The organism is Rickettsia koreansis (genome assembly GCF_046532895.1).
In the GTDB taxonomy this organism is placed as follows: domain Bacteria; phylum Pseudomonadota; class Alphaproteobacteria; order Rickettsiales; family Rickettsiaceae; genus Rickettsia; species Rickettsia rickettsii.
The window spans coordinates 176,897-201,681 of sequence record NZ_WHLZ01000001.1; the positions used below are offsets into that span (position 1 = coordinate 176,897).

Here is a 24,785-nt window from a genome sequence, read left to right on the forward strand (position 1 = left end):
CTTTATTTTAGTGCCATCGTGTCGCACTACGCAATATACTTGCAGACTTTATTTTAGTGCCATCGTGTCGCACTACGCAATATATAAACCTGAAGGTTTATTTTTATTGTTTGCTAATTTATTGCTGATTCAATGGATGATGAAAAACATTCATGCTAATGTCAATGATGGATTGAATATTGTTAGAATTAACAAACTATGGCGATACAGTTTGCAAGAATAGAAATAGTAGGTAGAAGCTCAGGAGGCAATAGCTGCCGTAAAGCTGCTTATAATGCGAGGATGGTGGTAAAAGATGAGAGAACTAATGTTACTTATAATTTTAGTAAAAAAGGCGATAATGTTTACCATGCAGTTTTGTTGCCTACTCGCGTAGATCAAAAATTTAAAGATCCAAGAGTCTTGATGAATGAAGTAGAGCGTATAGAGAAGAGAAAAAATAGTCAATTATTAAAAGATATAGTAATAGCACTACCGGATGATAAAGAATTAGATTTACAAGATAGAATAACTATTACCCATGAAATAATCGAAGAAATGGGATGGGTAAAGAATGGACTTGGAGTTCAGGTTGATATCCACAAGCCACATGATGGAGAGAAAAATTGGCATGCCCATTTGCTTATTACTACTAGAAGATTTACAGAGGATGGTAAATCTTTAGGAGCTAAGGCAGTAGATTTAAATCCTAAATTTGCCAAAGTAAGTGGCAAAGCATTTATTATCCCTGAAGATCAGATAATTCATGAAAGAGCTAAAGAAGTAATCAATAAATATTTTGCTAAGTTGGGTTTAGAAATCAGAGTAGACCCGATAAGTTTTAGCCCTGAGCAGCATGTTGGCCCTACTAGGATGAGAAATATTATCAATGAAATATCTGAGCAAAATAACATATGCAGGCTTGCTAATATTGAAATTATCAAAGGAGCAGATGGAGTACTTGATCGCATTATTCGTCATCAAGCTATTTTTACTAAATTGGATATAGAAAAAGCAGTAAAAGAAATTCAAGATAATGAAACAAAGAAAAATTTGATTCAGGAAGTATTAAATTCAAATAGGTTAATCAAATTATATAGTGAAGATGGTAAGGATACTAAATACTATACTACTATCGATGTGCGGGATGAAGAATTACGATTACTACGGGTAGCTGAAAGGATAAATAATGGGATTTGTTATAATAATTTATTTAATAATATTATTAAGATCAAAGAAGATATAGCTAAGCTTCAAGATCTTAATAAACCGCAAAAAGAAGCATTACAGCATGTTTTAGTTAATAATCAAGGCATTAGAATCCTGCAAGGAAGAGCTGGCACTGGTAAATCACAAATACTTGCGACTGCTTATAAGATTCTTAACAATTATAAACAAAATGTCATAGGGTTAGCCCCTACCCATAAAGCAGCATCAGAACTTAAAAACAAAGGTTATCAAGAGAGTTATACAGTAAAAGGGTTTTTATTTAAACTGTATAATGGCAAAGCAAACTTACCAAATGGTAGTATGCTGGTAGTAGATGAAGCAGGGATGGTGGGTAATAGTGATTATTTGGAATTACTGAAAGTAGTAAGAAAATATAATTGTAATCTGATACTTGCAGGGGATGAGAGACAACTAACCTCAATTGAGCGAGGTGGAATGTTTGAAGTATTTGCAAGTCGGTTTGGCTCATATGAATTAAGTGATATTAGAAGGCAAAGCAAACAGTGGGCAAGAGAGATGGCATTATGTTTTGCAAAATCAGAGATTGCAGCTGGTTTAATGTTATTGGAACGTCACAATGCTTTAAGGGTAGATCATACTTTAGAAGAATCCATAAATCGATTAATTAATGACTGGAATAATAGCAAGTTTAAGTTAGATGAGCGTTTAATAATTACCATGCGTAATATTGAAGTAGATAGTATTAATCAAGGGATCAGGGAGTTACTAAAAGCTAAAGGTCTTCTTACTGGTAAAGAATATAGACGCTATGTATCGCCTAAGAAATATGAAGATTATATGGTTGGCGACTGTATTGTATTTAAATCTACTAATAAGGATTTACAGATAGAAAATGGTGCATTTGCATCAATAGTTTCAGTAAGTAATAATAGATTTATTGCTAAAACAGGCAGTGGAAAAGAAATAGAATTTAATCCTCAAAAGGTAAGCTTTAAGCATGGTTATGCTTCTACAGTATATAAAGCTCAAGGAGCATCAATTAAAGATGTTTATATTTTGCATAATTTAGCTGGCAATAGTAGAAATTCTTATGTAGCAATGACCAGGCACATAGAAGAAGTAAAACTTTATTATAATAGAGAAAGTACTAGAAACATGGCAAGTTTAATATCGCAACTTAGCAAAATAGATAATAGGCTAGCCAGTATTAATTTTAAGACTTTAGAAGAATTGGTAGCGATTCAAGAAACCAAATCCACAAATCCTAATATCATGGATAAAGTAGGTAAGTGGTTTAAATCGGTAGTAGAAGATATTAAGGATAGGTTACATAGTAATGATAACTATTACCACTTAAAGGTCAAATTAGTACCAGCTGAAATAATAAAGTCAGAACCATCTGCAACAGTAGCAGCAATTGTCAGAAACACTAGTGTAAATCCTGTAACAAACCATAAAGCCCAAGAAGAGCAAAAAAGCTCTTCTGATAATCTCAAGAAATGTAATAAGCAAGATACAGCAATAAGCGCTAAATTACCAGAGGAGGTTATGGCCAAAAATAAAATAAATTATCATGCTATTAATAAGCAACAAGCATTAGAATTAAAGCAAAAATTATCATTAAAAGCAGCAGAAATAGGACAAAACTTACTTGGGTTGCCAAACAAGCATTTATCAAATGGCCAAGTGTTACGCTGGGAGCAAGATGGTAAAATAGCGATGAAGATAAATGGCAGTAAAGCTGGTATCTGGCATGATTTTAGTATAGGAGATGGAGGAGATTTATTTACTTTAGTACAAAGAGAAAAAAATTGTGATTTTGTAGAAGCTAAGAAATATTTGCAAGATATGGTTGGCATATCAAGTAGTAAAGATTTACAAACAAATTTGGCAGAAGATAGAAATCAACACAAAAATCAACAAGTTAAAACTCAGGATCAAAAAAAGGAATATAAAGAACAATATACTGAAGCTGCAAAAATTGAGAGAGCTGAAGAGTTATATGAAAAATCAGATGCTGTAAAATATGTCATGCCAGATCATGTAGTCAAAAGATATTTATCAGAACATCGTGGAATTAAAGAAATATTAACAGGATATCAACTAAGCCGGGATCTTAGAACTGATATGATGTGGGATAGTAATAGCAAACAATATTATCCCGCCTTAATTGCCTTTGCTAGAAGTAAAGATGGTAAAATTACTGGAGGACAAGCAATTTATTTAAACAAAGACACAAATAATAAAGCTGAAATTGAGGTTAATAAACGTTCTTTTGGGAAGATTAGAGGTTCTTTTGTTGAGATCAGTAAAAATCATGAACAAAAAACCAAACAAAGCAATAAACAAATCAACAATTCAGTTAGTAATGTAACGATTATAGCAGAAGGGGTAGAAACAGCTTTAAGCATTGGGGAAGCTGGCATTAAAGGAAAAATCCTCTGTAGTTTAGGCGTAAGTAACATCAGAAATCATGAACCTATCAAGGGTGAGAGAATAATAATTGCTGCTGATAATGATGGCAAAGACGCAGTATCAGTTCGCACCATAATTAAGGCTCAGGAGGAATTAATTAGCAAAGGAGCTGTGGTATCAATAATAAGACCACCAGAAAAAGGTGATTTTAATGATATGTTAAAATCACAAAGAGCAAAATCAGTGAAAAAGCTTATAGAGCCTGAAATAGCAAAATTAACAGTAGCTAACAATGTAGCTGAACTTAAAGCATCATTAAAAACAAATGATAATAGAAAATCACAATTTCAGTCTATAGAATCATTATTTGCAAATAACAGTAATAACGGACTAAATAATGTTCAGCAGCAGCAAATAAAAGCTTTAGCACAGTTTGGCACAGCGGAAAATATCAATACTGCCTTGCAGCTCTATAGAGAAAAAGGTCTAGATTCTTGTATGCTCTATAGTCACAAGATTTGCATAGCAGCAATAGAGCAGAAGATACAGAAAGATCTACAAATTATGCATAACAAGTTTGACCCTAATTATAATCTTGGTAATATCAAATTTTGTGATATATTAGTTCGTGATTTTAAAGGTCAAAGCCATGCTACAGCTGAAGATTACTTAAGTGCCATAGGAAAAGATAAACAAGTAATGCAGTATATAAATCCCAGCTCAGAAATAGGCAAAGCGATAAGCAGCGGGATAAAGCAAACATCCGAGATAAAGATAAATCAAGGAATAAGAGTTTAGGCTGTATGAAGGAAATTAAATTTGCCTCACATAACGAGTGTAGTACAAAATAAAATATGCCTTATAATCAATTAAAAAAGTTTATGGTAAAAAAATTAAAACATGACGCTTTAGTAAAGAAGATTCTGACTGAAAAGATAGCAGCCCAGGAATTTTTAGAATATTATCTGCCAATAGAATTTAAAAGTTTAGTAGATTTAACAAAAATTAAAGTAGAAAAAGAATCATTTGTTGAAAATGATTTAAAAAGAAGATATAGCGATATAATTTATTCAGTAAAAACTAAGGATAATGAGAAGGCTTTTGTATATGTTTTGATAGAGGCACAATCTACTTGTGATCATTGGATGGCACTAAGATTATGGAAATATATGTTATTGTTATGTGAGCGTCATGCAAAGGATAAAAATAGATTGCCGTTAATCTGTCCACTGTTGATCTATAATGGTTCTGAAGTATATAGCGCTCCAAGAAATTTATGGGCATTATTTGCAAGACCGGAGCAAGCAAAGAAATTAATGACAGAAGAATATAAGTTAATTGATTTACAAAATCAATCTGATGATGAGATAGAGAGGAAGAAACGTCTTGGAATGATGGAATATTTTTTAAAACACATACATCAAAGAGATATGCTAAAACTTTGGGATGAGTTTTTAAGTAAATTTAAACTAAGTATAATAAAGGATAAGGAATTAGGGTATATTTACTTAAGATCATTTTTATGGTATACTGATACTAAGGTAGCGGAAGAGAAACAACCTGAGTTAGAAAGAATAATAGTCAAACATTTATCAATAGAAGAGAAAGATAATATTATGAGAACAATAGCTCAAAAATACATAGATGAAGGAATTCAACACGGTATAATACAAGGTATCGAAAAAGGTATCGAAAAAGGTATCGAAAAAGGTAAGATTGAAGGTAAAGCTGAAGGTATGCAATTAGGTAAAGCTGAAATTGCACAAAATATGTTATCTGAGGGTTTTGCTCCTGCGACTATTTCTAAAGTTACTGGCCTTGATGAGTCTTTTATTTATTCTCTTTCCAAGTTTAAGTAATATTTTATGTATATAGATCCTTTAGCTTCTATAAAGATCTATTTAAATTAGCGATTTAAGCTTGTTTTTGGGGCAATTTTTCTTTTTTAGGATACACCTTTTTTTTCGTTAAATGACTAAAAGCTCTTAAAAACGCTTTTAAAATGGCTTACTAAATTTTTGCTGATTTGATTATGTTTGTAGATTCATTTGTAATTTGGTAATGGGAAAGTTACCTGCAAGTTTCACATAACAGGTAAGGTCTGGTAAATTCATGATTTCAGAAGGCATAACCAATAATTTTCTTTTTTCTAAATGACTCATATTTACCCCATCACGCATGGTATTAGCTCCGTATGAGAGATTTTCTTGAGTTTCAATAATTTCTTGCTCACCAAGCATTAAAGCAGATCTATAGGCGGTTTGCTGATCACTTACTCGGAAGATAACTTTGCTACCAAATAGATCAAGCATTGAAGCTGCTCCTGCATGGCCATATATCTCCTCTAATTGATGAATATTCTGCATGCCTGCAACAACGCAGCCACCATATTTCCTGCTTTCAGCTAATGCTATAGGTAAGGCAGATATCTTTTGTAAAGCTGACAGCTCATCAATCACAAACCACATATTTTGATTGCTATTATTGATATTTCTATCCATTAATGCTTTTATAGCGATACTAATCCATGCAGCAATAAGTGGCCGCAGCGTTACTCTTTGATTAGGAGAGCTAGTTATAAATAACCAGCCTTCCTCGTTAGTAAACCATTTTCTAATACTAAAATTGCCATTAGGCTTTAAATATCTTAAAGCAGCAATGTTTTTACCAATAGTTGCTTGAATGCCTGAAGATGTTTCAGGAGCACTGCTGCTTATAATTCCTGATACGGCAGTTCCTTTAAAAATTCTAGCAAATTCTTTATTGCTTGAATAGGTAATAGCATTGATTAACTTTTCGATATCTTTGCTATCTTGATATAGTCTTAATCCTTCAGCTAACACAAGTTCAGCAGTTTTAGCAAAAAAATCATCTATTTTAGGGTTATAGTTACTAAAACTACTAGCTATATCATCAAAATCAGAAAGCTCTTTGCAATCATTCCATGGCAACCAATGCTCACTCCCTGCTGCAAATGGATTAAGCAATTTATCACACCTATAATCAAAAAACCTATCAGTAAAGCCGCCTGTCATATCAACAATAATTGCTCTACCACGCTCTTTTCTGATCTGAGGTAATAGCTCATTTAACATATTAGTTTTACCGCTACCAGTAGTGCCAGTAATTAGAAGATGTTTTCTCTCACTATCTTTAACTAATGGCAGGCCAGCAAATGTAATTTTTGAAGCTTTATTGGATCTTTTAAGGTTTTTAGCAAGAAACTCAGCTTCCATAAAATCTGCACCTCTGATTTTATCTTTAACTAAAGCTTTTCTGCCATGACAAACAAAAAATAGTATAGAGATTATTATCCCTATAATAAAAACAATAATTATTTCTTGCCAAGCTGAATGTAATAGAAACTCCTTAATTTGATTGATATTATGCGAATGCGGTGTAACATACCAAAATTTATGAACAAATTCTTTAGCATTACGGTAAATCCAAGCTTTTTGTTCTATATAATAGAATTTGATGCCGATTTGGCTTATAGGATAAAAATGTTCTCCTATGGCAAGTTTTAATTGTGCGTATCGCTCTATGATAAAATAATATAGGCTGATCAAAGATAATTTCTGAAATGCTCGCCATATAAGCCAAATTACAGTAAACACCACCCCAGCTATTAGGGCATTTATACTTCCTTGCCCAAACATTCTAAGCTGATGAGCAAAAATTTGTGAACCACGAGTAAAATTATTTTGATTTTGGTAGCTCATAGATAATTTTGTTGCTAAAATTGTCTAGACAGTATTGCAATAATCTTAATAACCTTGTATAAATTAGGTTTATAAATTATCTTTCAATATTTTTAATTTTTCTGCAAATTCATCAGCCATAAGATTATTACCTAGTTTTCTTAGAGCGTTAATTATTGCTTCATATTCTACTATAAGATCCGGTTTATATTTAAGAGCTAAGTGAAAATTTGCTTTAGCTGCTTTTTCTTTTCCCATGCTAATCAAAGCAATCCCTTTTTCTAAGTAACTTTCAGCATAATCAGATTTATACTTAATAGCTAGATCATAGCTCTTAATTGCATCCTGGTATTTACCTAATTTTCTCAAAGATGTACCTTTGTTGCAATGTGCTGCTGCATAGTTTGATTTGTGATTAATAGCTAAATCATAATTTTTAATTGCTTCTTGGTGCTTACCTAATATACTTAATGAATAAGCTTTTAAATTATATGTTGCTTCATCATCAAGTTCATATTTGATGGCTAAGTCAAAACTTTCAATTGCTTCCTGATATTTTCCTAAGCGTATTAAAGAAGTAGCTTTATTATAATAAGCATATGCATAATCAGGTCTATATTTAATTGCTAGATCACAATTTTCTATTGCTTCTTGATATTGCCCTAAGTTTATCAAAGATATACCCTTATTATAATATGCTTCTGGGTATCTAGGATTATATTTAAGAGCTAGATCATAATTTTCTATTGCCACTTGGTATTTTCCTAAACCATTTAAAGAGTTGCCTTTATTATTATATGCTAATGCAAAATGCGGCTTATATTTAAGAGCAAAATCACAATTGTTAATTGCTTCCAGATATCTACCTAATTTATTTAAAGAATTTCCTTTATTATTATATGCTTCTGCAAAACTAGCATCATATTTAAGAGCTAAATCGTAATTTTTTATTGCTTCTGGATATTTTCCTAAATTAGCTAAAGTCATGCCTTTATAGTTATAAGCATCGGCATAATCAGGTTTATATTTAAGAGCTAAATCATAATTTTTAATAGCTTCCCGATATTTACCCAATTTATAAAGAGATCTTCCAATATTAAAATGCTCTTCCGCTAAAATGTTCGGATCTTGAATTTTGCTCTGTTGATCTATTGGTTGTGGTTTTTCATTAACATGATTAGTGACACCTTCTGCTAAAACAATGTTAAAAAACATTAATGGTAAGATAGATATAAGTGCTAATTTTTTTATATTTTGCATCAATTTCTTCTCAATTATTTTCATTTTTATGGTTTGGTAGTCTAATATTTCTTTTCTTTATCGCCTTATCACTTATACCAATATTATCTGCTATTTGCTCAGCAGTTCTTACAATCGTTGATTCAGGAGTTTTATTAAACTCATCTTGAATTTGTACCTTCTTATCTTCTACTTTATCAGATAATTGCTTAAGAATCTTTACTTTTTCTACTTCATTATTATCTGCATTGTGCATTAGCATTTGTTCTACATTTTTATCATAAATATTATTTCTTCTGTTATCAATACTACTAATAACAGCTTGATCATTTAATCGTTGTTTATTTTCATCAAAACTTGACCGCAAGTTTTCTTTAGATGGAATATTTATGCTACTTGCAGAACTTAAGTTTTGCGGTATAGTATTATTGATTTTAGCTACATCTAAAGCTATTTGCTCTGCCTCCTGTCTGTGAGTACTTGCCCATATAGCAGCTTGTTCTTTACTATTTACCCCAGGAATATTTTTGGCAATTATGCTATTTAATACTGGTTCATTTAAATTGCGGTCAATAGCAGCAGAGTTTTGCGTGATATAATTCATATTATAGCTTAATTGCTGCATATTTTGTTTGGTTCTTGCTATTTCTTGTCCTGTAGATTGTTGCTCAGAAAAATTACTATTTAGATTATTGCTAAGCGAATGTAGATCACTATTTGTGTGACCTAATCTGCCATCTTTAGTAGCACTCTTAATTTTGGATAATGCTTCATTATATGATTGTTGCTGGTTGACTGATTTACCTTGATCTTGACCTTGATCATTACCTGATGTAACTCTAGTCATTGCAGTACCAGCAATAGTGTTCAAGCCTATACTTCCTTCAGTACTAGTACTAGTTCCTTTTCTATTGCTACTACCTGTATGATCAGTAGCAGCGATGCTATCTGAATTCATCTGTTGCAGAGCTAAATACTGGCTATCAGTAATACCGATAGATTTTGCCTCTTCATAGCTTAATCTCTTGCCTATTTCAGTTGCTATAGAATCTCCTGTAGTAGTTAAATCACTATATCTATTATTTAATGAATCAAGGTAACTTTGTGAACTCATGAACTGAGCTTGATAACTATCCTGCAATAATTTAGATGAGCGGTAATTGTTAACCAGTGAATCAACTGCTTCAGTAAGTACCTGTCTGCCTTCATAAGTAGTAGCCACCCTCATTCCCCCATCATCAATAATTCCTCCTGCCATTTGCAGTAATGGGGCGAGATTTTGCTGGGCAATTGTTCTATTACCGATATTGTAATTATCCATAGAGAGGTTATTATCAGCAATATTAGTGCCAATATTACTTGCAACCGGTACTGGAGAAAATTGATTGGCCAAAGTAGTAGTTGCATGAGCGCAAGCCTTTAATACTGCCCAGGATAACATTGGAACTGAAGCTGCTAACATCTGAAACGTTGCATAACAATGCAAAACATTTTCTGAAAAACTACCTTGCGATAAGATATTTAACCCAGTAAAGTAAGCTGCACTAGATTTACCAGCTAGGCTAATCATTCCTAAACAATGAATCACAGTAAAAAATACTGGCCAGCTAGTTACCCAGATAATCAAGGTTATCCAGGTCTTAAAGATAGTATAACCGCCTGGCAGCATCGACATTGGAAATACTACGAAAATGAGGCAAATCACCAAGGCAAAAAATACTGATTGTAAGATGGGTATGATATTTGCTGCCATCTCTCCTGCAACCAGATAAGAAAATGATTGCTGGAATAACCCGCGGGTCGCATTCATACTAACTAACTGAGGATATATTCTAGAAAGTGAGAATTTTTCTCGCAAGTCATCATAAGCTTCACGATTAGCATTTAGCAGCATTGCTTGTCTCATCCACTGATGAATATCTGTTTGTTCTTTTTTCAGATATTTTAGAGTGTCAGAACTCATAGTTTTTAATCTAGTTGCTAATAGCTCTTGCTTATTAGAGCTAATACCTATACTACTTGCAAATTTAGTTAATAAGCCATCATTTAATTCTTTATTAATAGCTGTCTTAATTAAAGCTGTTACCTGCCTGCAGGTTTTAAAAGAAATAGTAGAATTATTTGGGTCTTTATAATAAATACCAAAATTATTCGGCATATTTTGCTCTATAAACGCTATTATATCGCTTGCTCTTTGTGCTTCTGCTTTCTTGCCTAAAATATTGCCAATAATGTAGGGCTTCATAAAGCATTGCCTTAAGTATTCTTTGGTATTACTTAAGGTGAACGGATCTTCTATTTGAATATCTTTGATTTTACCAATTGCTTTTGCCCCAAACATAATCCCATTCTTTCTGCTAGATAAACCGTCATCAGGTGGAAGTAAATGTTTTTCTAGCATTTCAGATACTGCGTAACTGATTTTAGATGATACTGATGCAAATAAAGCAATGCCTATTGGAATATTATCAATTTTAACTGGAGCTTGCATGGATATTTCATCTTTGAGCCACACATTTGCTTTTGGAGCAAATAAAAAGATAAAAATAAATAAAGATGGGAAAAACCATTCCATGGCAAAAATGCCAATATTACCTCTAAAAATAGCTCTTGTTGCTGCCCAAATACCACCAATTGTCAAAGCAAACTGTCCTACTGGTGTAAAATACTCACTATTTGAGGCAAAGACTCTACCTATGCCATTAAAAACTTGCCATAATATATCTCCTCCACCAAATGTATGTATTACGTAATCTGCCATATTCTTTTTAATTTTTATCTGCTTTGCTTATTTTTGTACCCGCTTATCTGCTTGCTCATCTAATTTTAATTTATAATTAAGCCCTCTCTTTAGCAATTAAATGTTGTTCTATTAATCTTGCTCTTCTATCAATCTGATCACTACTTGTTAGCATATTACTCCATTTTCCTTGAGCAAAAACTTGTACTCGATCTAAAGCTTTTAAGTAGGCAGTTAAATGATGATCTGCTACTTGTTTTGGTTTTAGCATGTTTACTGCTTTACGTACTTCTAAGATTACCTCCTTTAAATGCTGCAATAAACTGTAACTTGCAACTAATTCTGAAGAACTATCTAAAATAGTTACTCCTGATATTGCTTCTAAAGTAATATAATCATATATTGGAAATGCTTCCCCTATTGAAGATAGGAAAGATATGTCTGCATTATTAAATTCATTGTTACTTGCCAGTTTACTCTTTAATTCATCTAGCTTGGTTTTAGCCTTGCCTTGATATGATTGATCTGGAGCAATAGTAATATTACGTCTTATTACTGGATTTAAACAATTACTATTATCACAATTATAAATTGAGGCTGATTCTCCGCCTTTTAAATGGGTAATCCAGCTCTTTTCATCTTGAGCAAGTGACTCAAGGAAATATACATTATTATCTCTAACTATAATAGTGCCAAGCATTGACATAAGGGCATTTCTCATATTTTCAGGAATTCCTACTTTTTCTGCTGCTTTAGTAAAGATATTATAATCCGTAAGCATTAATTCTAGATCTTTATTTTGAGCCTTGATTAAGGCCTGTTTTTGTTCTAAATCACTACGGCATCTTTTTCCTGCGGCAAAATAATCAAAGCCAGAACTGGATTGTAAATTTCTGCAAACTGATTCTCTCATAGCTGAATCTTTAGGCAAAATGGAAGCAAATATAGCTTTAGTCATTTCACAATCTCCCTTAGCAAATTGATTCATTTCCATAGCAAGATTTCTTAAATCTTTTAAGGCATTTTCTATTTGCGGAGCAAAGGTCTTTAAACCCAATGAAAATGCATAAGCTTTTGCTTGCGTACCAATATTTTTCATTAGCTGGACTAGCTCATCTCCTGAGATAATCGAAAAACTGCCAAGATAAGAATCAATACCGCTACAGCTCATGTTTAACGAGGGAGGAGTAATAGAAATAGGATTGAAAGATGTTTTATTAGTCCGTATTGATAACCCTCCTGCTGCATAATAGCCGGCAGCTTGGGATTGATATGAACCAGGTTTAGTTACATTAACACTCATCCCTTCAAATACATCCTGTAAATCCCAAGCATAAGTTGTTGCTTGTATCAATAAAACTATCATGAAAATATGCATCACATGCCTTATAGAGATAACTCTTCTAAACTTATTGTTACTGATCATAATCATTAACCTTTAGTCCATTATGGTGCTGAACTACCAATAAAATATTTTCAGCAATTTTATCTTCACTAATAATTCCTCTTGCAACTGGATATATTTGTATGCCGCTGCTATCGACTAAATATAATACCGGTACAAGTTTTGCAGGATTAAGGTTACTGAGTAGTCCAGTATCTTTAGTAGTCCTGACATCTGCAAAATTTTCTCCATCATTAGAGACCAATAACAGCTGGAATCTATATTTATCTGCAAATTGGCGTGCAATAGGCACAAATACCTTACAGTAAGAACAAATATTATCTATTTGTAAAATTAATCCCCAATTCTTAGCAAGTTGTTTTAATTTCAGCTGATTCCTATGCTCTAATTTTTCCTCATATAATTTTTTATGTAAGGAATTAGTAGGTTCATCTATGTCTGTTAGCTTATAATCAAGTAGGGTAGCTAATTGCCAAATAGTTGCAAACTTTTGGGCCTTATCCATGATTAATTTTTGCAGTCTTTGAGCAACAATAACATTTTCAAGAGTAGGATTATCAAGAGCTTTACGTTGAGCTTTAGAAAATTCTTGCTTTAAAGCCTCTATTCTCTGATCATATGGCTCTATTGATTTTAATGATAACTTGGATTTAGAAAATTGTGATTTATTTGATTTAGATTCTAATTGCTCGTTATACCATAAAAACCCTTGTGGCTTAGGATCTGCACTAGCTATTTGACAAAACATTATCTGCTCAAAAATCATTACTAAAGTTACTATTTCTCTTAACCTCATTATAACTCTCAATAAGATAAGTTGCCATCTTTAGTTGTTCGTTGCTGTTGCATTTCTGGCATCTGGTTTTTAAATTGCTGCGGAAAACTCTTATTAATTTTGCTTTTGGCTTGATCAAGTAATTCACTAAATAGCTCCTCTAAATCAAATTTAGAAAAATCTATTCTTTGTAGTTCTTCTACTGTAAACCCCCTGCAATTAGTATATTGTGCTGTGCCAAAACCAATAGCTAATTGTTTTTTGCCTTGTTCTTGAAATATTCTTGCAAGCTTTGAATTAAAACAACAATAAGTAGATTTTTTTGTAATACATGTCTTAAATATCTTATCTTTCTTAGCACAATATGTACCAACATAATAGCACTGACCTTTTTTCCTTTTTAAGGCTAAAGCTTTTTCTTCTGCACTGCACCTACTTAATCCTAAATCCCGTCCCCAACCTTTAAACCCAGAACAACAATTAAGAAAATTACCAATATTTGTTTTACGACAATTATCACTTGTACCTTTAAAAACCATAATCGGATTTGTTTGCATATCCTTTTTCATTTCATTTAACATCGCTAAATACCCAACATTCCCCATATCAGTATTAGGCACAATAGTTGCAGTATGACAATCCCCTCCTAAACAAAACATCCTAGCTCCGGCAAGAGAAGAGCTGAATTCTTTTTTCTCAATGTAACAGATATAATTTCGACTCCACTGCAAACAGATACTCGCAGTTTGCTTAATGCAGTTACTACTTGCAAGTTCACAAGCCTGCTTCTTTAAGTTATGACATCCATCTTTTGGCTCACTACTACATTGATAGTTAATTTGCTCTCGAAAGCATGGACGGTAGACATTATATTGATTAAAAAACAATTTATTACCAGATTCAAGACATGTCCGTTTTATTTCATGACATTCATTTTCCTCAACTAATTTCTCGCTATCCTCATTAACTATTTGCCAGTACTGGCCTTTTTCTCTAAATTCCTTGATTTTATCACGATATTTATAAGCAAAAACATATCTATCCCATTTTACTATATCGCCATCCCAGCCTTCATGTATCAATATGATCAAGAGAAATATTTAACTTACCGGCAATTGCTCTTCTTACATCAAGCATTATTGCCTCGTTATTATGCATATGCATGCTATATATTGTTTTCCGCCTACCAAAATGTCTTTTCTTTTTCCAAAAAACAGGATAAAGCCAGTGACGATAGCTATTACTTATTTCAATGCCTGAAAATGCTATACTGCGATCCTGCAAATCTCCCCATTTATCTATTAATTCTACATCTAGTATAAGATTTCTGATGATATCTACTTCAAATTCTACTCCTTCGCTGCAACTCTTATTAATTTTAGTCTTAGTTACAGATTGACTAGAACTAAAATGACTACCTTCAGTATGTCTTAATGGATTTTCTTCAATCCTCTTTGCATTAACTAGTAAAGGATTTTGATGATTTAAATCATATTCCTTTAAAGCATTTATTTTCTTTAGTTCAGTTTGTTGGATAAATTTACCCTCTTCACTATTATTTAAAATATTTCCTCCCCTATTAGTTAAATCTTGATCACTCATATTACTTAAATTTGAAATATCTACATCTTTATCAAATATTACTTTATTGCCCATTTGATCAGGATTGCCAAGCTTAATACTATTTTGATATTGTTTAGCCCCATTATAGCTATCTTGAATGTTAGCAATCACATTAAAACTGACAAATATAATAATTATCGCTAAAAACTGAAATTTCATTAATTCTCTTGCTCATTCTTTTTCCATAATTTCTAAAGCATTTTGCAGTGATATATGACCTGTAAGTTTCTTTATCTCTCCTTGTGTATCATCTACTATTATTACTGGTACAGAAGTAATTTGATATTTCTCAAATAAATTTGGATAAATATCAAAACTAATACCAATCTCATCAGCTTTTACTTTAGTCTCGATAAAAGAATTATTTTTTAAGCCTCGCATGACTAATATTGCTCCTATTTTTTCTGCTTCAGCAGCATAACTCTTTAATGCTGAATCAGGCATTGAAAATGAAACAAAAATATAAATTTGAGACTGCGACATATTGGTAAGCAAATTTTCTTGTTCTGCTAAAATATTAGCACTACTTGAATTAGTACTAACAACTAATAAAATAGTTAAAATTATCATTTTTAAATTTAATCTCATCTCATATATTTCACTTAATTAGCCTGATCAATAACCTCACATTGCACTTAAACAACAGTTTCTTTTGCGCCAAATCAAATAACCAAAATCTTCTCCTTTAATTGGAAATTCTCGTGCCTTCTGCCAAATAACTTCAGTCTCACCAATCTTTTTACACGAATCTACTTCTGGTATAGGATAGGTCATCTGCAACCGATATTGGCTTTTTTTGATTATGGGCATTGGATATTTAGAACATAATCCTTCTCTTCCCATATAACCCCATAATAATAATTCCCTATGTAACTTAGCCATAAATTTAGCAACTATTAGTAGCGAAGTTCCAACTCCTCCATTATGATGAGAGGTAGTGCCGGTAAATGGATAAAGAGAGCCTTGACAGCCCCCGCACCAAAACATCGTATCATTAGATAAGTTACCAAAACTAGTACTAATACAATCAGCTATGCAAGCAGACCCAGCCGCAATACTTCCAAATAATAAACTCTCAGGATTTAAAATCGCAGATTTAGCATCATCCCCCCATAATGGATCAAATTCAGTTAAATATGCGATATCTACTTGCGACATCTCTAAACAGGCAAAATCAAGTAATATCTCAAGCCAGTAAATCACTGGATAAATATACCAATGTACATGATAAAAGCTACTTCCCTCTATATCATCCTTAACACCTTTTTGCATGCTAGTCCCAAGATTAATGCCTCCAAGGCTTACCATGCACATAGGGGATTTTGTTACATCTACTAACCGTACTGGCTCCCAAAAACCAATAGGAATTCCAGGCACTGGCATCGGAATCGAATGCTTAGGGCAAAAACAGATTACCTGTTTTGGGTTATTAGTATCAGCCATAGAACTTGAGACAATTTTTACTCCTCCGATAGTAATTGGAAATAAACATTTCCAGCAAACATCAGTGATTGGATTTACAAACCTGCCTACGCAGCCAATCGATGCATAACTATAATGACCAAGCATAATAATTATAATAAACATGATAAACTTCATTGAAGGCTGATGTTAGGAGATACCATGCTTACCTCTTCTTTATTACGCAATAGATCAGTAGTATGTTTTGTAGGTAAATATTTCTCACCTGGTATTAAATACACTACTTCACCGCTCGATTTGACAATAGCTTGTACCGCACCCTGCAAAACATCCTCGACTATTACAGTTAAATATTTCCTTGCTTCTTGTAATGACCATCTTTTCATAGATTATCCCTGATTTATTAGTTTTTATTTACAGTTTAATCTTTGCTCTTTTCTTTAATACTAACTGTCAATTTTAATTAATCTTTACTTCACTAATCTTAAGTAATTTACCGTCCTGACAGGCAATAGCAGGTACTGCCTTTATTTTAAAACGACTAGTTAACACGCCCCCTTGATCAAAAAATACCTGCCTATCTAATTCTTTTCCAAGTTCCACAGGATTACCTTTAATTAATACTAATTTTCCTATCCTTGATCTGACCCAGCTAATCTGCTCTTTATCATCACCATCAATAAATATCAATAGCTCCCCCCAGCTTATTTTCTCTAAAGGATTTACATTTGTTCCGGCTTTTATTACGATGTTTCCTGCTTGATCTTTTATATCGGTTCTTTGCACAAAACTAGGGTTATAGCTCCAACTGCGATTTTTATTTGCTTTTGCTAGAGCTAAGACCGGCGTTGGTCTTGATATTTTCTTTCTTACTTTTTCTGTAAATTCTGCCTGCATCTTTTCTAATGTGCCATTTTCTTTTGCTATTTTAAGTCTTGACATAATTACCTCGAGTAAGGACTCTTCAATAATTGGAAATACATGACCTCTTATGCCATAATCTTTAATTTCTATTTTAGAATTATTATCTAGGCTTATCTCTAAAATATTATTATGTGCATTTACATAACTGACCTTTAATACAATCACAGATACAATAAAGGAGCTGATAATAACAATTTTTACTAAATACCCTATCATATTTACCCGCTGTACTTTTAAGCTAAACCTCTTATCTGCAGTATATTATTAATTGCATCTGTGACATTCATTCCTGCAATCATTTTATCTTCTAAAGCCTTATAATCTCTAGCATTAGTAGATGTTAGCATTAAAGTAAACGGATCTAACATTAACCTTGCTACCACTCCAGAAACATTTGGTCCATAAATAGCTGCCTCACTATAATAAGGCGGATTTGAGTGAATTGACTGCAGTAAATTGAGCTTCCAATCCTCATCAACAAAACCTGCAAGCTTCGGGTTTGCTCTCATGGCTTTAAAGCTTTCTGGATTTTGTTTTAAAATCACTTTATGCGATGAATTCTCAAAAGCCTTTTCTGCTGCTGATCCTTCTTCTCTGAAATAATCAGTTAATTGCTGAGTAGCAAGAGTAATTGAGCCATTATATTTTCTTGCAATTCTACCCGCCTCTTCAATAAATTCTCCTGATCTCTTGCCAGATAATAACTTCCATGCCTCATCAATCATGATTAGAAATGGACGATCTCTATTGCCTTTAACCATGCTCTGGTTAATATGGACAATCATAATTTGTACTACAACAGCAAGCAGTGCTGGGCTGCTACGTAAATGATCAGTTTCAATTACTACTATATCTGAGTTTAAGGATAATTTTGCCTTATCGCTAAAGAACTTGCCATATTGCCCATCTCTGGCAAATGGAAACAACATATTACCGAGTTCTTGTGCATAGGACTCCTCCCTTTTAAGCAGCCAATCTGCTATGTCAGTGACTTCAGCTTTACTTCCTTTTTCTTGCCACACAGCTATTAAGGCTTTTTGCAGCATTGGTTGCTGTAAATCATTTGTTCCATATTTTGGTGCTGCCATGGTTGCTAAAATCGACGGGAAACTTGCTAAAAAATCTGCTCTTGCTTCAATTGATTTTTCATTTATCCCTTCTGGCACTTCAGAAAATGGATTAATTGAAATAGGGTTTTTGACATCAAACTCTATATAATTACCACTAAGTAACAAGCAGGTTCTTTTAAATGATCTACCATAATCAAGCACAAATACTCGGCCCCCAACTCCAAGCACCGACAGCATTAGCTCTTGCATAAATACTGATTTACCAGAGCCAGGTACTCCTGCTATACAAAGATTAAAATTCTCATTTGGTGTGGAGTTAGTATTTTGTCCTAATTTTGCTACCAAAGCACTACCAAAAGGTGACCAGTACATTATCTGTCCTCTTCTGCCAACAAGCAGCATACCGGGGGAGCTAAGATCTCCTTTCCACTCGCCAATGATCGGCAGTAATACTTTACTTTCTGCAGCAATAGTTTTAATGCCTCTACCAAGACTTGTTAATGCTACTCCAACTCCTGATATTTTAGGTGATAATATGGCTTCAAACTTGTTAGTGAAAAAATGTGACACCTCTTCAACTAACTGCATCGGTAAACTAGCAAGCAGCACAGCTAAATGATCATATTTACAAGGCATAAAATACCAACCACTTCTTCTTAAGTATGCACAAAACTGCGATGCTGATATTTTTGTTTTATCTGCACCTCCATACATAATAACATTGAAGTGGATATTTATTACTCTATCGCCATTTTGTAAATTTGCTACTACTCCTGCTAAATCTTCCGCTTCATGTGCTAAATTTGGAAAAAACTTACCCATGCCAGCATTAATATTTCTCTCTAATGCCTCTCTTTTAGTAATCGCTGCTGTTTTTGCCATCATTTGATTAGCTGCTATCTGCAAACCAAAATGCATCAGGAACTTTGATCTGATATATTCATCCCGCCTCATTTCATTCCCTAAAAATAAATCCATGGCTGATAATCGCCACTCTAATGGTCTTTTACTTGCCTCTAAAGATATAAATATTTGCTCGTTATTAAGACGCACAGAATTGTCCTCTTCAAACAACGAAAAATCACCAGGTAAAATTTGCTTTGATAATATCTCATAAGGATTAAGCTCAGGATGTTCTGCTATATTCCAACCAAAAATTAAACGCAGTAATTTTAATAATAATTTAGCATCCACCTCTTCAGTTAACATGCCAATTGATTTAAATGTATCTTGCAGTACTTCTTTTCTGCGAATCATTTCATTAATATCAATTGTAATAGTTGGAATAGTTACTGAAATTAATAAAACTATATCTTTGATATTTCCTTCTTCTGTAGCCTTATCTTGGAAAAACTTTGCTCTTTTATGACTCAGCTCAGCAAAAATGCCTCCCTTTCTATGTAATTGCCAATTATCTAAATATTCCTTTATATGATCACAGCCAATCATTAGCACTTGAAAACTACTGCCTGCTGGTAAATTCTCATCACTTTTGATAAATTCAGCAATCTCACCTTGCGCTAGCAAGCTTGCTCCAACAAGCGGCCAGCCAAGTAATACAAATCCTACTGAAGCCCTATTAAAGAATAAGCCGGAATCCTGATCATATGACTCATAAACAAAATGTTTAGATAGTCTCTCTCTATTAAAATCTTTATGGATATTAGCTTGCATTTATTTAACCTATCTAACTACCTCTTTGATTATTGTCCTTATGTTTTTTGTGGCAGCATATTTCTAGATTATTTTGCTTATTTGGATCAAACATGCCTAGATCTGCCATCTTATTAACCTCATATAAAGATTTACACTTTATACCTTCAGGAATAGGACAATCAAAGTCACTACGATATGGCATTAATTTACAGCTGCTAATACTTATGGCAAGTAACAATAACAATAGAATCTGGGGTAATCTCTTCATTAAAAGCCACCTTCTTGCTCTAGGATATTATTATTGGCTGTAAATTCTTCATCCAATTGCTGCTGCCAATTCTCATCATCTTTAAGAAATCGCTCCCTTAATTTTTGATTTGTTTTAGAAAAATTATTATTAGCAAAGTTATCAACTCTGTTTGTATTATTTATGCCATGATGATTCTGATTATTGCGATAATTTTCTTGCTCAAAATTACCTCTATAAGCAATTAATTGCTTCTCTTCACCACTATCTATTAAATAAAAACCTTTTCTAAATACCACATCTACTACTCTACCTGATCCAACCACAATTACTGGACTCATACTTTCTGCTCGCTTTATCGCAAAATCAGCTAATTTTTCTAAAGCATTACCAGTGCCTGAGTACATTCCTGCTTTTAACGCGTCCTGAGCTTTTAAGACATTTTGCTGACCTGTAATCGGTGACACCGGAAATATACCATTAGTGGCCTGGTTCTGGAAAAACTGTGCGATGCCTCCAAGTACTCCGTTAAGTACTGCCATTCTTGCGACATCTGAAGATTTATCAACTACTATACCTTTAATACCAAATCTGCCATCTTCTCCTATTAACCAGCCTTCTACATTCTTTTCTATAATGTCTCCCTTATTATTTATCAGCGATACTGTTTCTAATCGACATTTAGCACGCTCTGATGAAATATCACCGCTACATGAACCGATTAATATTGCTTCTTTTATCTGCTTTGTTTTATAGCCTTTAGAAAAATTTGCTGTATCAACAAGCCTTAGCATTATTGGCTCAGGTGAGGCGGCGTTATTAGTACCAGTGCCAACTACTACTCCAGTAAGAAGTAATCCTCGAGCAAAACTACCAGTGGTAATATAGTCCTTCACCTCTTTTTTTATTCTAGAGTTTGATCTTGTGGCGTAGCCAAATTCTCTTCTTGAGGATGTGAGTGGTTTAGATTTTATTGCTAGCTCTTTTTGTGGCAAGTTTTCTTTTTGCAAGTCAGGAGGTAGAGCGTCATAAAGTAATGGCTTGTCATTAATGTTATTTTCTAGTGATTCTAATTTTTGATTAACCTCATCAATCTTTGATTTACTCTCTAAAGATTTATTTTCTATGACAGTTTCTAATTGGTTTTTTATAGTTCTTACTTCATTTAACACTTCTTCTGTCCATTTTGCCCTTGGATCTACTGCCTTTTCCACTCCCGATATTACCTCCCTTGTTGTGCGCTCTTCTGCTCTTAATTCATTTGGCTCATTGCTATCAGAAAAATAATAAAATATTAAGGTAATAACAACCCCCAAAGCAGCTAAAGAGATGATAGGTTTAGTTTTGACTCGATCTATCAATTCTAATAACTGTAACTTTACACTAGTGAACTTAGAATATAATTTACTAGTTGCGACACTATGCTTGCTTCCTGCTATATCTTTTTGATCTTCTTGATCCATAGCTTATTATCCAACTTATATATTTAATCAATTCCATCTAGCATCTATTTATCTTTAAGAGGCTATCAGTAAACAAATTTTAACCGGTAGCCTCTAACTGATTTTCATACCAGCAGAGACCCAATCTAAATAAAAACCTAAAATAATACCAATAGCTACAATTGCTCCAGCAAGTCGTAAATTTCCCTTTACTACTGCCCAAATGGAAGATAAAATCGTCGCCCCTGATATTCCTATAGTTTTAAGCTTACCAGTAGAAAGACCGCCAATTTTATCTAATTGCCCCTCTAAACTATTAGCAAATACTATCTCTTGAAATAAGCAACAGCAAAATGTGATTAATACTACGTAACCTATATGCTGTTTATTAAATATCTTTCTTATTATTTTGTTCAACATATCTCTATTTTTTAACCTCTTGCTTTATTTTATATCCCTTATATGCCGGTAAGTTTTGATTAATTGGCGGCTTACTAAACTGCGGTATTTCTGCTGTTTTAAAATTATATTTTAACAATCTGATCGGGCTTGGTTTATCCTTAGTAAAACTTAAAGCTAGATCTTGCACCATGCCACTTTCAGCAACTATGCTGACATAAACTTTATTGTTGCCTTGTTGCGGCAAAACAAATATGCAGCCTGAATCATGGACTATTATTTCTGCTGCTTCTTTAGGATGAATCATAATATCGTTAATCTTCTCACCTTCAATACTAATCCTGGTTGGGGAGTTTTTTGCTATTTGTAGCTCTAACACAGAATCATCATGTAACATATAACCTATAGCATAAGCATTATTAAAGCTTAACAAAGCAGAAGTAAATAATAGCCAAATCTTAAAATGTGATTTAAAACTTCTCATGATTATTTTCCTCCTCTTTAATACCAGTTAGTAATAACAAATGATTAGCTCCTCGCTTGTAAGATATAAGATATGTCTTATCAGCTGAGATATGTTTATTCTCAGAAAACCAATAACGAAATGTGCCACTAATAATTACTCCTTGCTCAGTTATTTTTGTTTTCTTAGGAAAAAATACTGATGATACATTTGAGCCTTTAACAAAATCTAAATGCTCTTTAAAAAACTTATCTAGCTGCTCCGTATTACTAGATACCACTTTCAGATCAGCTATTTGACGCTCTACCTCCTCAGGTGAAGTAGTAAATAATTCTTTCATCACAAAAACAGCCCATTCTCGTAAATATGTTTCATGATAGCTTTTTGATGATACTATCATCCTGCGATCTGGCTCTATGGCTGGAATTAATAACCATTGCTCTTCTTTAGTAATTATTTTGATCATGCTAAGTAAGCAAGTAAGTGCAAGTAATAATGTAATCAGCAATAATCTCTTATTATATTGCACTAATTCCTGAATAGAGCTTTGCTTAAATAAATGATCCATTACTTTTTTCCAATTACTTCCCTACTTTTTTACCAAGAAGACTTGGATAAGAGGTAGGAGCAGGTAGTAATTTCTTAGCTACTAAATAACTTTTTAGTACAAAATACTCTGATAGTTTCTTAAACTTCTTAAATATATAGCAGAGCGTAATACCTATAATAATGCATATGACCCCAAGCTTAGCATTAGCGCTATTAAGTAAAACTATGCCAGGCACTATACCAAGTAGTACTACAAACCACTCATCTAAGCTTAATCCCATATATTTTAAGGGGGTAGATAATGACCAGTATAATCTTTGATTAGAGCAATTATTATTCATATTAACGAGCTTAATAGAAATTACAGATGGTGACATTAACATCCTAATTTGGACATTGCCAGTGGAGTTTTAAGCCATAATAAAAAAAACTGTAATTCATATAAAAGTGCGTCTATCTGGAGATAGAATCTATAGCTCTATCTATGAATTTGTTGATAACTAACAGTAATTTTGCTAGTATTAACGAAATAAATTATTGGTGAGTTGTATATGTTTAGAAGTGATTTAGAGTTAAAACTAGAATGTTTAAAACTTGCTATCCAATCCTGCTGTAGTTGTGATGCTGTAGATATTGCAAGACAATATTATCATTTCCTTATAGAAAATAGTAAAAATATGCCAGTGCAATTCTTTGTGAATAATAAAGCTAATTTAAATTGAGCGAGTATTTTTTTAAGATAAGTTAGTACCAAGAATAGAGCTTTAGCTTCATATTTTAAAGGTTCGGGTTTCCCTATTCCGGTGTAAGGGGTTAGAATAATATTATCTATTAAAAGCCTAATACGTTTACTCATTTTAGGGTTGGTATGTTTCCAAAATTGCAACTGCTCTAGGGTTTCATCAGACCAAGCGACTTTCAGCTTTTATTACCTTCTTTTTTCTTCTTTACCTTTAAAAGATATTCTGTAATATCTTCAGCTGGTATACCACTATCATAATTCATCCACCAGACGTCTTCAGCATTTTCTATTTGAGCAATATCTTCTTTAGTAATTGATAAAATATAATCTTTAATATCATTGATTATATTAGCTTTAAAAAATTCCTGTATCTTTTCTTTAGTAATTAGTAGTATCTGCATTTTCTATAGCTTCATACCAAATAGAATGTCTATGTGTTAGATTACGTAAATAAGCAGCTGAATGTTCACCATAAAAAGAATATATTTTATGAATTAATCTTTTTTGTTGCTCGGTATAAATAGCAAAATCTATTTCACCAGGCAAAGGAATTACATTATCTCTAAAGCTGCCAAATATTGAGCGTAAAGCCGGTACTACTGGCCCATGTCTCCAAGCCTTGATCTCTTCTTCAAACAACACTTTATCAAATAAAGCAAGATGAATGCCTTGAGCAAAATATATTAATTTTTGTAGCTTTAGCTGGGTTATACTATCCCCTGCTTCTCTATCAACTAATACCAAAAAATAATTAGCTACATCAAAACAGCTCAGTACTTTATCTTTTTCTTTAATATTCATTA

24 protein-coding genes are annotated in these 24,785 nt (G+C 32.9%); 3 read left to right on the forward strand and 21 right to left on the reverse strand.

The features are described 5' to 3' along the window. Nucleotides 1-198: 198 nt before the first annotated feature. Both GCO76_RS01050 and GCO76_RS01055 read left to right on the forward strand, forming a co-directional pair. Nucleotides 199-4,383, forward strand: coding sequence for an AAA family ATPase (locus GCO76_RS01050; protein ID WP_410955877.1), 4,185 nt, complete (start codon nucleotides 199-201; stop codon nucleotides 4,381-4,383). 83 nt (nucleotides 4,384-4,466) lie between these two features. Beyond that, nucleotides 4,467-5,444, forward strand: a complete 978-nt coding sequence (locus tag GCO76_RS01055) for an Rpn family recombination-promoting nuclease/putative transposase (RefSeq protein ID WP_410955878.1) — start codon at nucleotides 4,467-4,469, stop codon at nucleotides 5,442-5,444. Between the two features lie 171 nt (nucleotides 5,445-5,615). Here GCO76_RS01055 and GCO76_RS01060 read toward each other — a convergent pair whose 3' ends face one another. From GCO76_RS01060 to GCO76_RS01145, 18 genes are all read right to left on the reverse strand, one after another. Further along, nucleotides 5,616-7,307 carry a type IV secretion system DNA-binding domain-containing protein gene (locus tag GCO76_RS01060; RefSeq protein ID WP_410955879.1) on the reverse strand — a complete coding sequence of 564 codons (1,692 nt, stop codon included), beginning with the start codon at nucleotides 7,305-7,307 and terminating at the stop codon, nucleotides 5,616-5,618. Nucleotides 7,308-7,376: 69 nt separating this feature from the next. Continuing rightward, the gene (locus GCO76_RS01065) at nucleotides 7,377-8,546 is read right to left on the reverse strand and encodes a tetratricopeptide repeat protein (RefSeq protein ID WP_410955880.1); all 1,170 of its coding nucleotides are present in this window, start codon (nucleotides 8,544-8,546) and stop codon (nucleotides 7,377-7,379) included. Nucleotides 8,547-8,556: 10 nt separating this feature from the next. Continuing rightward, on the reverse strand, nucleotides 8,557-11,286 hold the full coding sequence (locus tag GCO76_RS01070) for a conjugal transfer protein TraG N-terminal domain-containing protein (RefSeq protein ID WP_410955881.1): 2,730 nt from the start codon (nucleotides 11,284-11,286) through the stop codon (nucleotides 8,557-8,559). Between the two features lie 76 nt (nucleotides 11,287-11,362). Next, nucleotides 11,363-12,691, reverse strand: a complete 1,329-nt coding sequence (locus GCO76_RS01075; RefSeq protein WP_410955882.1) for a conjugal transfer protein TraH — start codon at nucleotides 12,689-12,691, stop codon at nucleotides 11,363-11,365. Next, nucleotides 12,681-13,436: a conjugal transfer protein TraF gene (locus tag GCO76_RS01080; RefSeq protein WP_410956443.1), complete on the reverse strand. Its 756-nt coding sequence runs from the start codon at nucleotides 13,434-13,436 to the stop codon at nucleotides 12,681-12,683. The genes GCO76_RS01075 and GCO76_RS01080 overlap by 11 nt, the downstream gene beginning before the upstream one ends. Nucleotides 13,437-13,474: 38 nt before the next feature. Beyond that, nucleotides 13,475-14,536 carry a conjugal transfer protein TraN gene (gene traN, locus GCO76_RS01085; protein ID WP_410955883.1) on the reverse strand — a complete coding sequence of 354 codons (1,062 nt, stop codon included), beginning with the start codon at nucleotides 14,534-14,536 and terminating at the stop codon, nucleotides 13,475-13,477. Further along, nucleotides 14,517-15,227, reverse strand: coding sequence for a hypothetical protein (locus GCO76_RS01090; RefSeq protein ID WP_410955884.1), 711 nt, complete (start codon nucleotides 15,225-15,227; stop codon nucleotides 14,517-14,519). Before GCO76_RS01090 ends, traN begins: the two co-directional genes overlap by 20 nt. A gap of 12 nt (nucleotides 15,228-15,239) precedes the next feature. After that, nucleotides 15,240-15,656, reverse strand: a complete 417-nt coding sequence (gene trbC / locus GCO76_RS01095) for a type-F conjugative transfer system pilin assembly protein TrbC (RefSeq protein WP_410955885.1) — start codon at nucleotides 15,654-15,656, stop codon at nucleotides 15,240-15,242. A 36-nt stretch (nucleotides 15,657-15,692) separates the two neighbouring features. Next, entirely contained in the window at nucleotides 15,693-16,667 is a 975-nt protein-coding gene (traU, locus tag GCO76_RS01100) for a conjugal transfer pilus assembly protein TraU (protein WP_410955886.1), read from the reverse strand. Further along, nucleotides 16,664-16,876: a type II toxin-antitoxin system Phd/YefM family antitoxin gene (locus GCO76_RS01105; protein WP_410955887.1), complete on the reverse strand. Its 213-nt coding sequence runs from the start codon at nucleotides 16,874-16,876 to the stop codon at nucleotides 16,664-16,666. The genes traU and GCO76_RS01105 overlap by 4 nt, the downstream gene beginning before the upstream one ends. Before the next feature lie 73 nt (nucleotides 16,877-16,949). Continuing rightward, nucleotides 16,950-17,630 (reverse strand): type-F conjugative transfer system protein TraW, encoded by a 681-nt coding sequence (traW, locus tag GCO76_RS01110; protein ID WP_410955888.1) that lies wholly within the window; start codon nucleotides 17,628-17,630, stop codon nucleotides 16,950-16,952. A 17-nt stretch (nucleotides 17,631-17,647) separates the two neighbouring features. Beyond that, complete coding sequence (locus GCO76_RS01115; RefSeq protein ID WP_410955889.1) at nucleotides 17,648-20,158, reverse strand: TraC family protein; 2,511 nt, start codon at nucleotides 20,156-20,158, stop codon at nucleotides 17,648-17,650. Nucleotides 20,159-20,171: 13 nt separating this feature from the next. Continuing rightward, nucleotides 20,172-20,408 carry a conjugal transfer protein TraV gene (locus tag GCO76_RS01120; protein ID WP_410955890.1) on the reverse strand — a complete coding sequence of 79 codons (237 nt, stop codon included), beginning with the start codon at nucleotides 20,406-20,408 and terminating at the stop codon, nucleotides 20,172-20,174. After that, on the reverse strand, nucleotides 20,408-21,850 hold the full coding sequence (locus GCO76_RS01125) for a TraB/VirB10 family protein (protein ID WP_410955891.1): 1,443 nt from the start codon (nucleotides 21,848-21,850) through the stop codon (nucleotides 20,408-20,410). The genes GCO76_RS01120 and GCO76_RS01125 overlap by 1 nt, the downstream gene beginning before the upstream one ends. A gap of 93 nt (nucleotides 21,851-21,943) precedes the next feature. Beyond that, on the reverse strand, nucleotides 21,944-22,249 hold the full coding sequence (locus GCO76_RS01130) for a hypothetical protein (RefSeq protein WP_410955892.1): 306 nt from the start codon (nucleotides 22,247-22,249) through the stop codon (nucleotides 21,944-21,946). A gap of 4 nt (nucleotides 22,250-22,253) precedes the next feature. Then, complete coding sequence (locus tag GCO76_RS01135) at nucleotides 22,254-22,712, reverse strand: hypothetical protein (RefSeq protein ID WP_410955893.1); 459 nt, start codon at nucleotides 22,710-22,712, stop codon at nucleotides 22,254-22,256. Next, nucleotides 22,699-23,259: a TraE/TraK family type IV conjugative transfer system protein gene (locus tag GCO76_RS01140; RefSeq protein WP_410955894.1), complete on the reverse strand. Its 561-nt coding sequence runs from the start codon at nucleotides 23,257-23,259 to the stop codon at nucleotides 22,699-22,701. Before GCO76_RS01140 ends, GCO76_RS01135 begins: the two co-directional genes overlap by 14 nt. Before the next feature lie 13 nt (nucleotides 23,260-23,272). After that, entirely contained in the window at nucleotides 23,273-23,581 is a 309-nt protein-coding gene (locus GCO76_RS01145) for a hypothetical protein (protein WP_410956444.1), read from the reverse strand. A 210-nt stretch (nucleotides 23,582-23,791) separates the two neighbouring features. Here GCO76_RS01145 and GCO76_RS01150 point away from each other — a divergent pair, with 210 nt between their 5' ends. Then, nucleotides 23,792-23,962, forward strand: coding sequence for a hypothetical protein (locus GCO76_RS01150; protein ID WP_410955895.1), 171 nt, complete (start codon nucleotides 23,792-23,794; stop codon nucleotides 23,960-23,962). Here the strand turns inward: GCO76_RS01150 and GCO76_RS01155 are convergent. From GCO76_RS01155 to GCO76_RS01165, 3 genes are read right to left on the reverse strand one after another with little or no spacing between them, the layout of a single operon-like run. After that, a complete protein-coding gene (locus tag GCO76_RS01155; protein WP_410956445.1) occupies nucleotides 23,890-24,162 on the reverse strand; it encodes a type II toxin-antitoxin system YoeB family toxin in 273 nt (90 codons plus the stop codon). The two genes, GCO76_RS01150 and GCO76_RS01155, sit on opposite strands and share 73 nt — an antisense overlap. Further along, on the reverse strand, nucleotides 24,159-24,383 hold the full coding sequence (locus GCO76_RS01160; RefSeq protein WP_410955896.1) for a hypothetical protein: 225 nt from the start codon (nucleotides 24,381-24,383) through the stop codon (nucleotides 24,159-24,161). Before GCO76_RS01160 ends, GCO76_RS01155 begins: the two co-directional genes overlap by 4 nt. Further along, nucleotides 24,361-24,783, reverse strand: a complete 423-nt coding sequence (locus tag GCO76_RS01165; RefSeq protein WP_410955897.1) for a Panacea domain-containing protein — start codon at nucleotides 24,781-24,783, stop codon at nucleotides 24,361-24,363. The genes GCO76_RS01160 and GCO76_RS01165 overlap by 23 nt, the downstream gene beginning before the upstream one ends. Nucleotides 24,784-24,785 lie beyond the last annotated feature (2 nt).

Bases quoted from the DNA above. Each gene is read 5' to 3' on its own strand.
- GCO76_RS01050 (WP_410955877.1), top strand. From the start codon at position 199: ATGGCGATACAGTTTGCAAGAATAGAAATAGTAGGTAGAAGCTCAGGA.
- GCO76_RS01055 (WP_410955878.1), top strand. From the start codon at position 4,467: ATGGTAAAAAAATTAAAACATGACGCTTTAGTAAAGAAGATTCTGACT.
- GCO76_RS01060 (WP_410955879.1), bottom strand. From the start codon at position 7,307: ATGAGCTACCAAAATCAAAATAATTTTACTCGTGGTTCACAAATTTTT.
- GCO76_RS01065 (WP_410955880.1), bottom strand. From the start codon at position 8,546: ATGCAAAATATAAAAAAATTAGCACTTATATCTATCTTACCATTAATG.
- GCO76_RS01070 (WP_410955881.1), bottom strand. From the start codon at position 11,286: ATGGCAGATTACGTAATACATACATTTGGTGGAGGAGATATATTATGG.
- GCO76_RS01075 (WP_410955882.1), bottom strand. From the start codon at position 12,691: ATGATCAGTAACAATAAGTTTAGAAGAGTTATCTCTATAAGGCATGTG.
- GCO76_RS01080 (WP_410956443.1), bottom strand. From the start codon at position 13,436: ATGATTTTTGAGCAGATAATGTTTTGTCAAATAGCTAGTGCAGATCCT.
- GCO76_RS01090 (WP_410955884.1), bottom strand. From the start codon at position 15,227: ATGAAATTTCAGTTTTTAGCGATAATTATTATATTTGTCAGTTTTAAT.
- trbC (WP_410955885.1), bottom strand. From the start codon at position 15,656: ATGAGATTAAATTTAAAAATGATAATTTTAACTATTTTATTAGTTGTT.
- traU (WP_410955886.1), bottom strand. From the start codon at position 16,667: ATGAAGTTTATCATGTTTATTATAATTATTATGCTTGGTCATTATAGT.
- GCO76_RS01105 (WP_410955887.1), bottom strand. From the start codon at position 16,876: ATGAAAAGATGGTCATTACAAGAAGCAAGGAAATATTTAACTGTAATA.
- traW (WP_410955888.1), bottom strand. From the start codon at position 17,630: ATGATAGGGTATTTAGTAAAAATTGTTATTATCAGCTCCTTTATTGTA.
- GCO76_RS01115 (WP_410955889.1), bottom strand. From the start codon at position 20,158: ATGCAAGCTAATATCCATAAAGATTTTAATAGAGAGAGACTATCTAAA.
- GCO76_RS01120 (WP_410955890.1), bottom strand. From the start codon at position 20,408: ATGAAGAGATTACCCCAGATTCTATTGTTATTGTTACTTGCCATAAGT.
- GCO76_RS01125 (WP_410955891.1), bottom strand. From the start codon at position 21,850: ATGGATCAAGAAGATCAAAAAGATATAGCAGGAAGCAAGCATAGTGTC.
- GCO76_RS01130 (WP_410955892.1), bottom strand. From the start codon at position 22,249: ATGTTGAACAAAATAATAAGAAAGATATTTAATAAACAGCATATAGGT.
- GCO76_RS01135 (WP_410955893.1), bottom strand. From the start codon at position 22,712: ATGAGAAGTTTTAAATCACATTTTAAGATTTGGCTATTATTTACTTCT.
- GCO76_RS01140 (WP_410955894.1), bottom strand. From the start codon at position 23,259: ATGGATCATTTATTTAAGCAAAGCTCTATTCAGGAATTAGTGCAATAT.
- GCO76_RS01145 (WP_410956444.1), bottom strand. From the start codon at position 23,581: ATGAATAATAATTGCTCTAATCAAAGATTATACTGGTCATTATCTACC.
- GCO76_RS01150 (WP_410955895.1), top strand. From the start codon at position 23,792: ATGTTTAGAAGTGATTTAGAGTTAAAACTAGAATGTTTAAAACTTGCT.
- GCO76_RS01160 (WP_410955896.1), bottom strand. From the start codon at position 24,383: ATGCAGATACTACTAATTACTAAAGAAAAGATACAGGAATTTTTTAAA.
- GCO76_RS01165 (WP_410955897.1), bottom strand. From the start codon at position 24,783: ATGAATATTAAAGAAAAAGATAAAGTACTGAGCTGTTTTGATGTAGCT.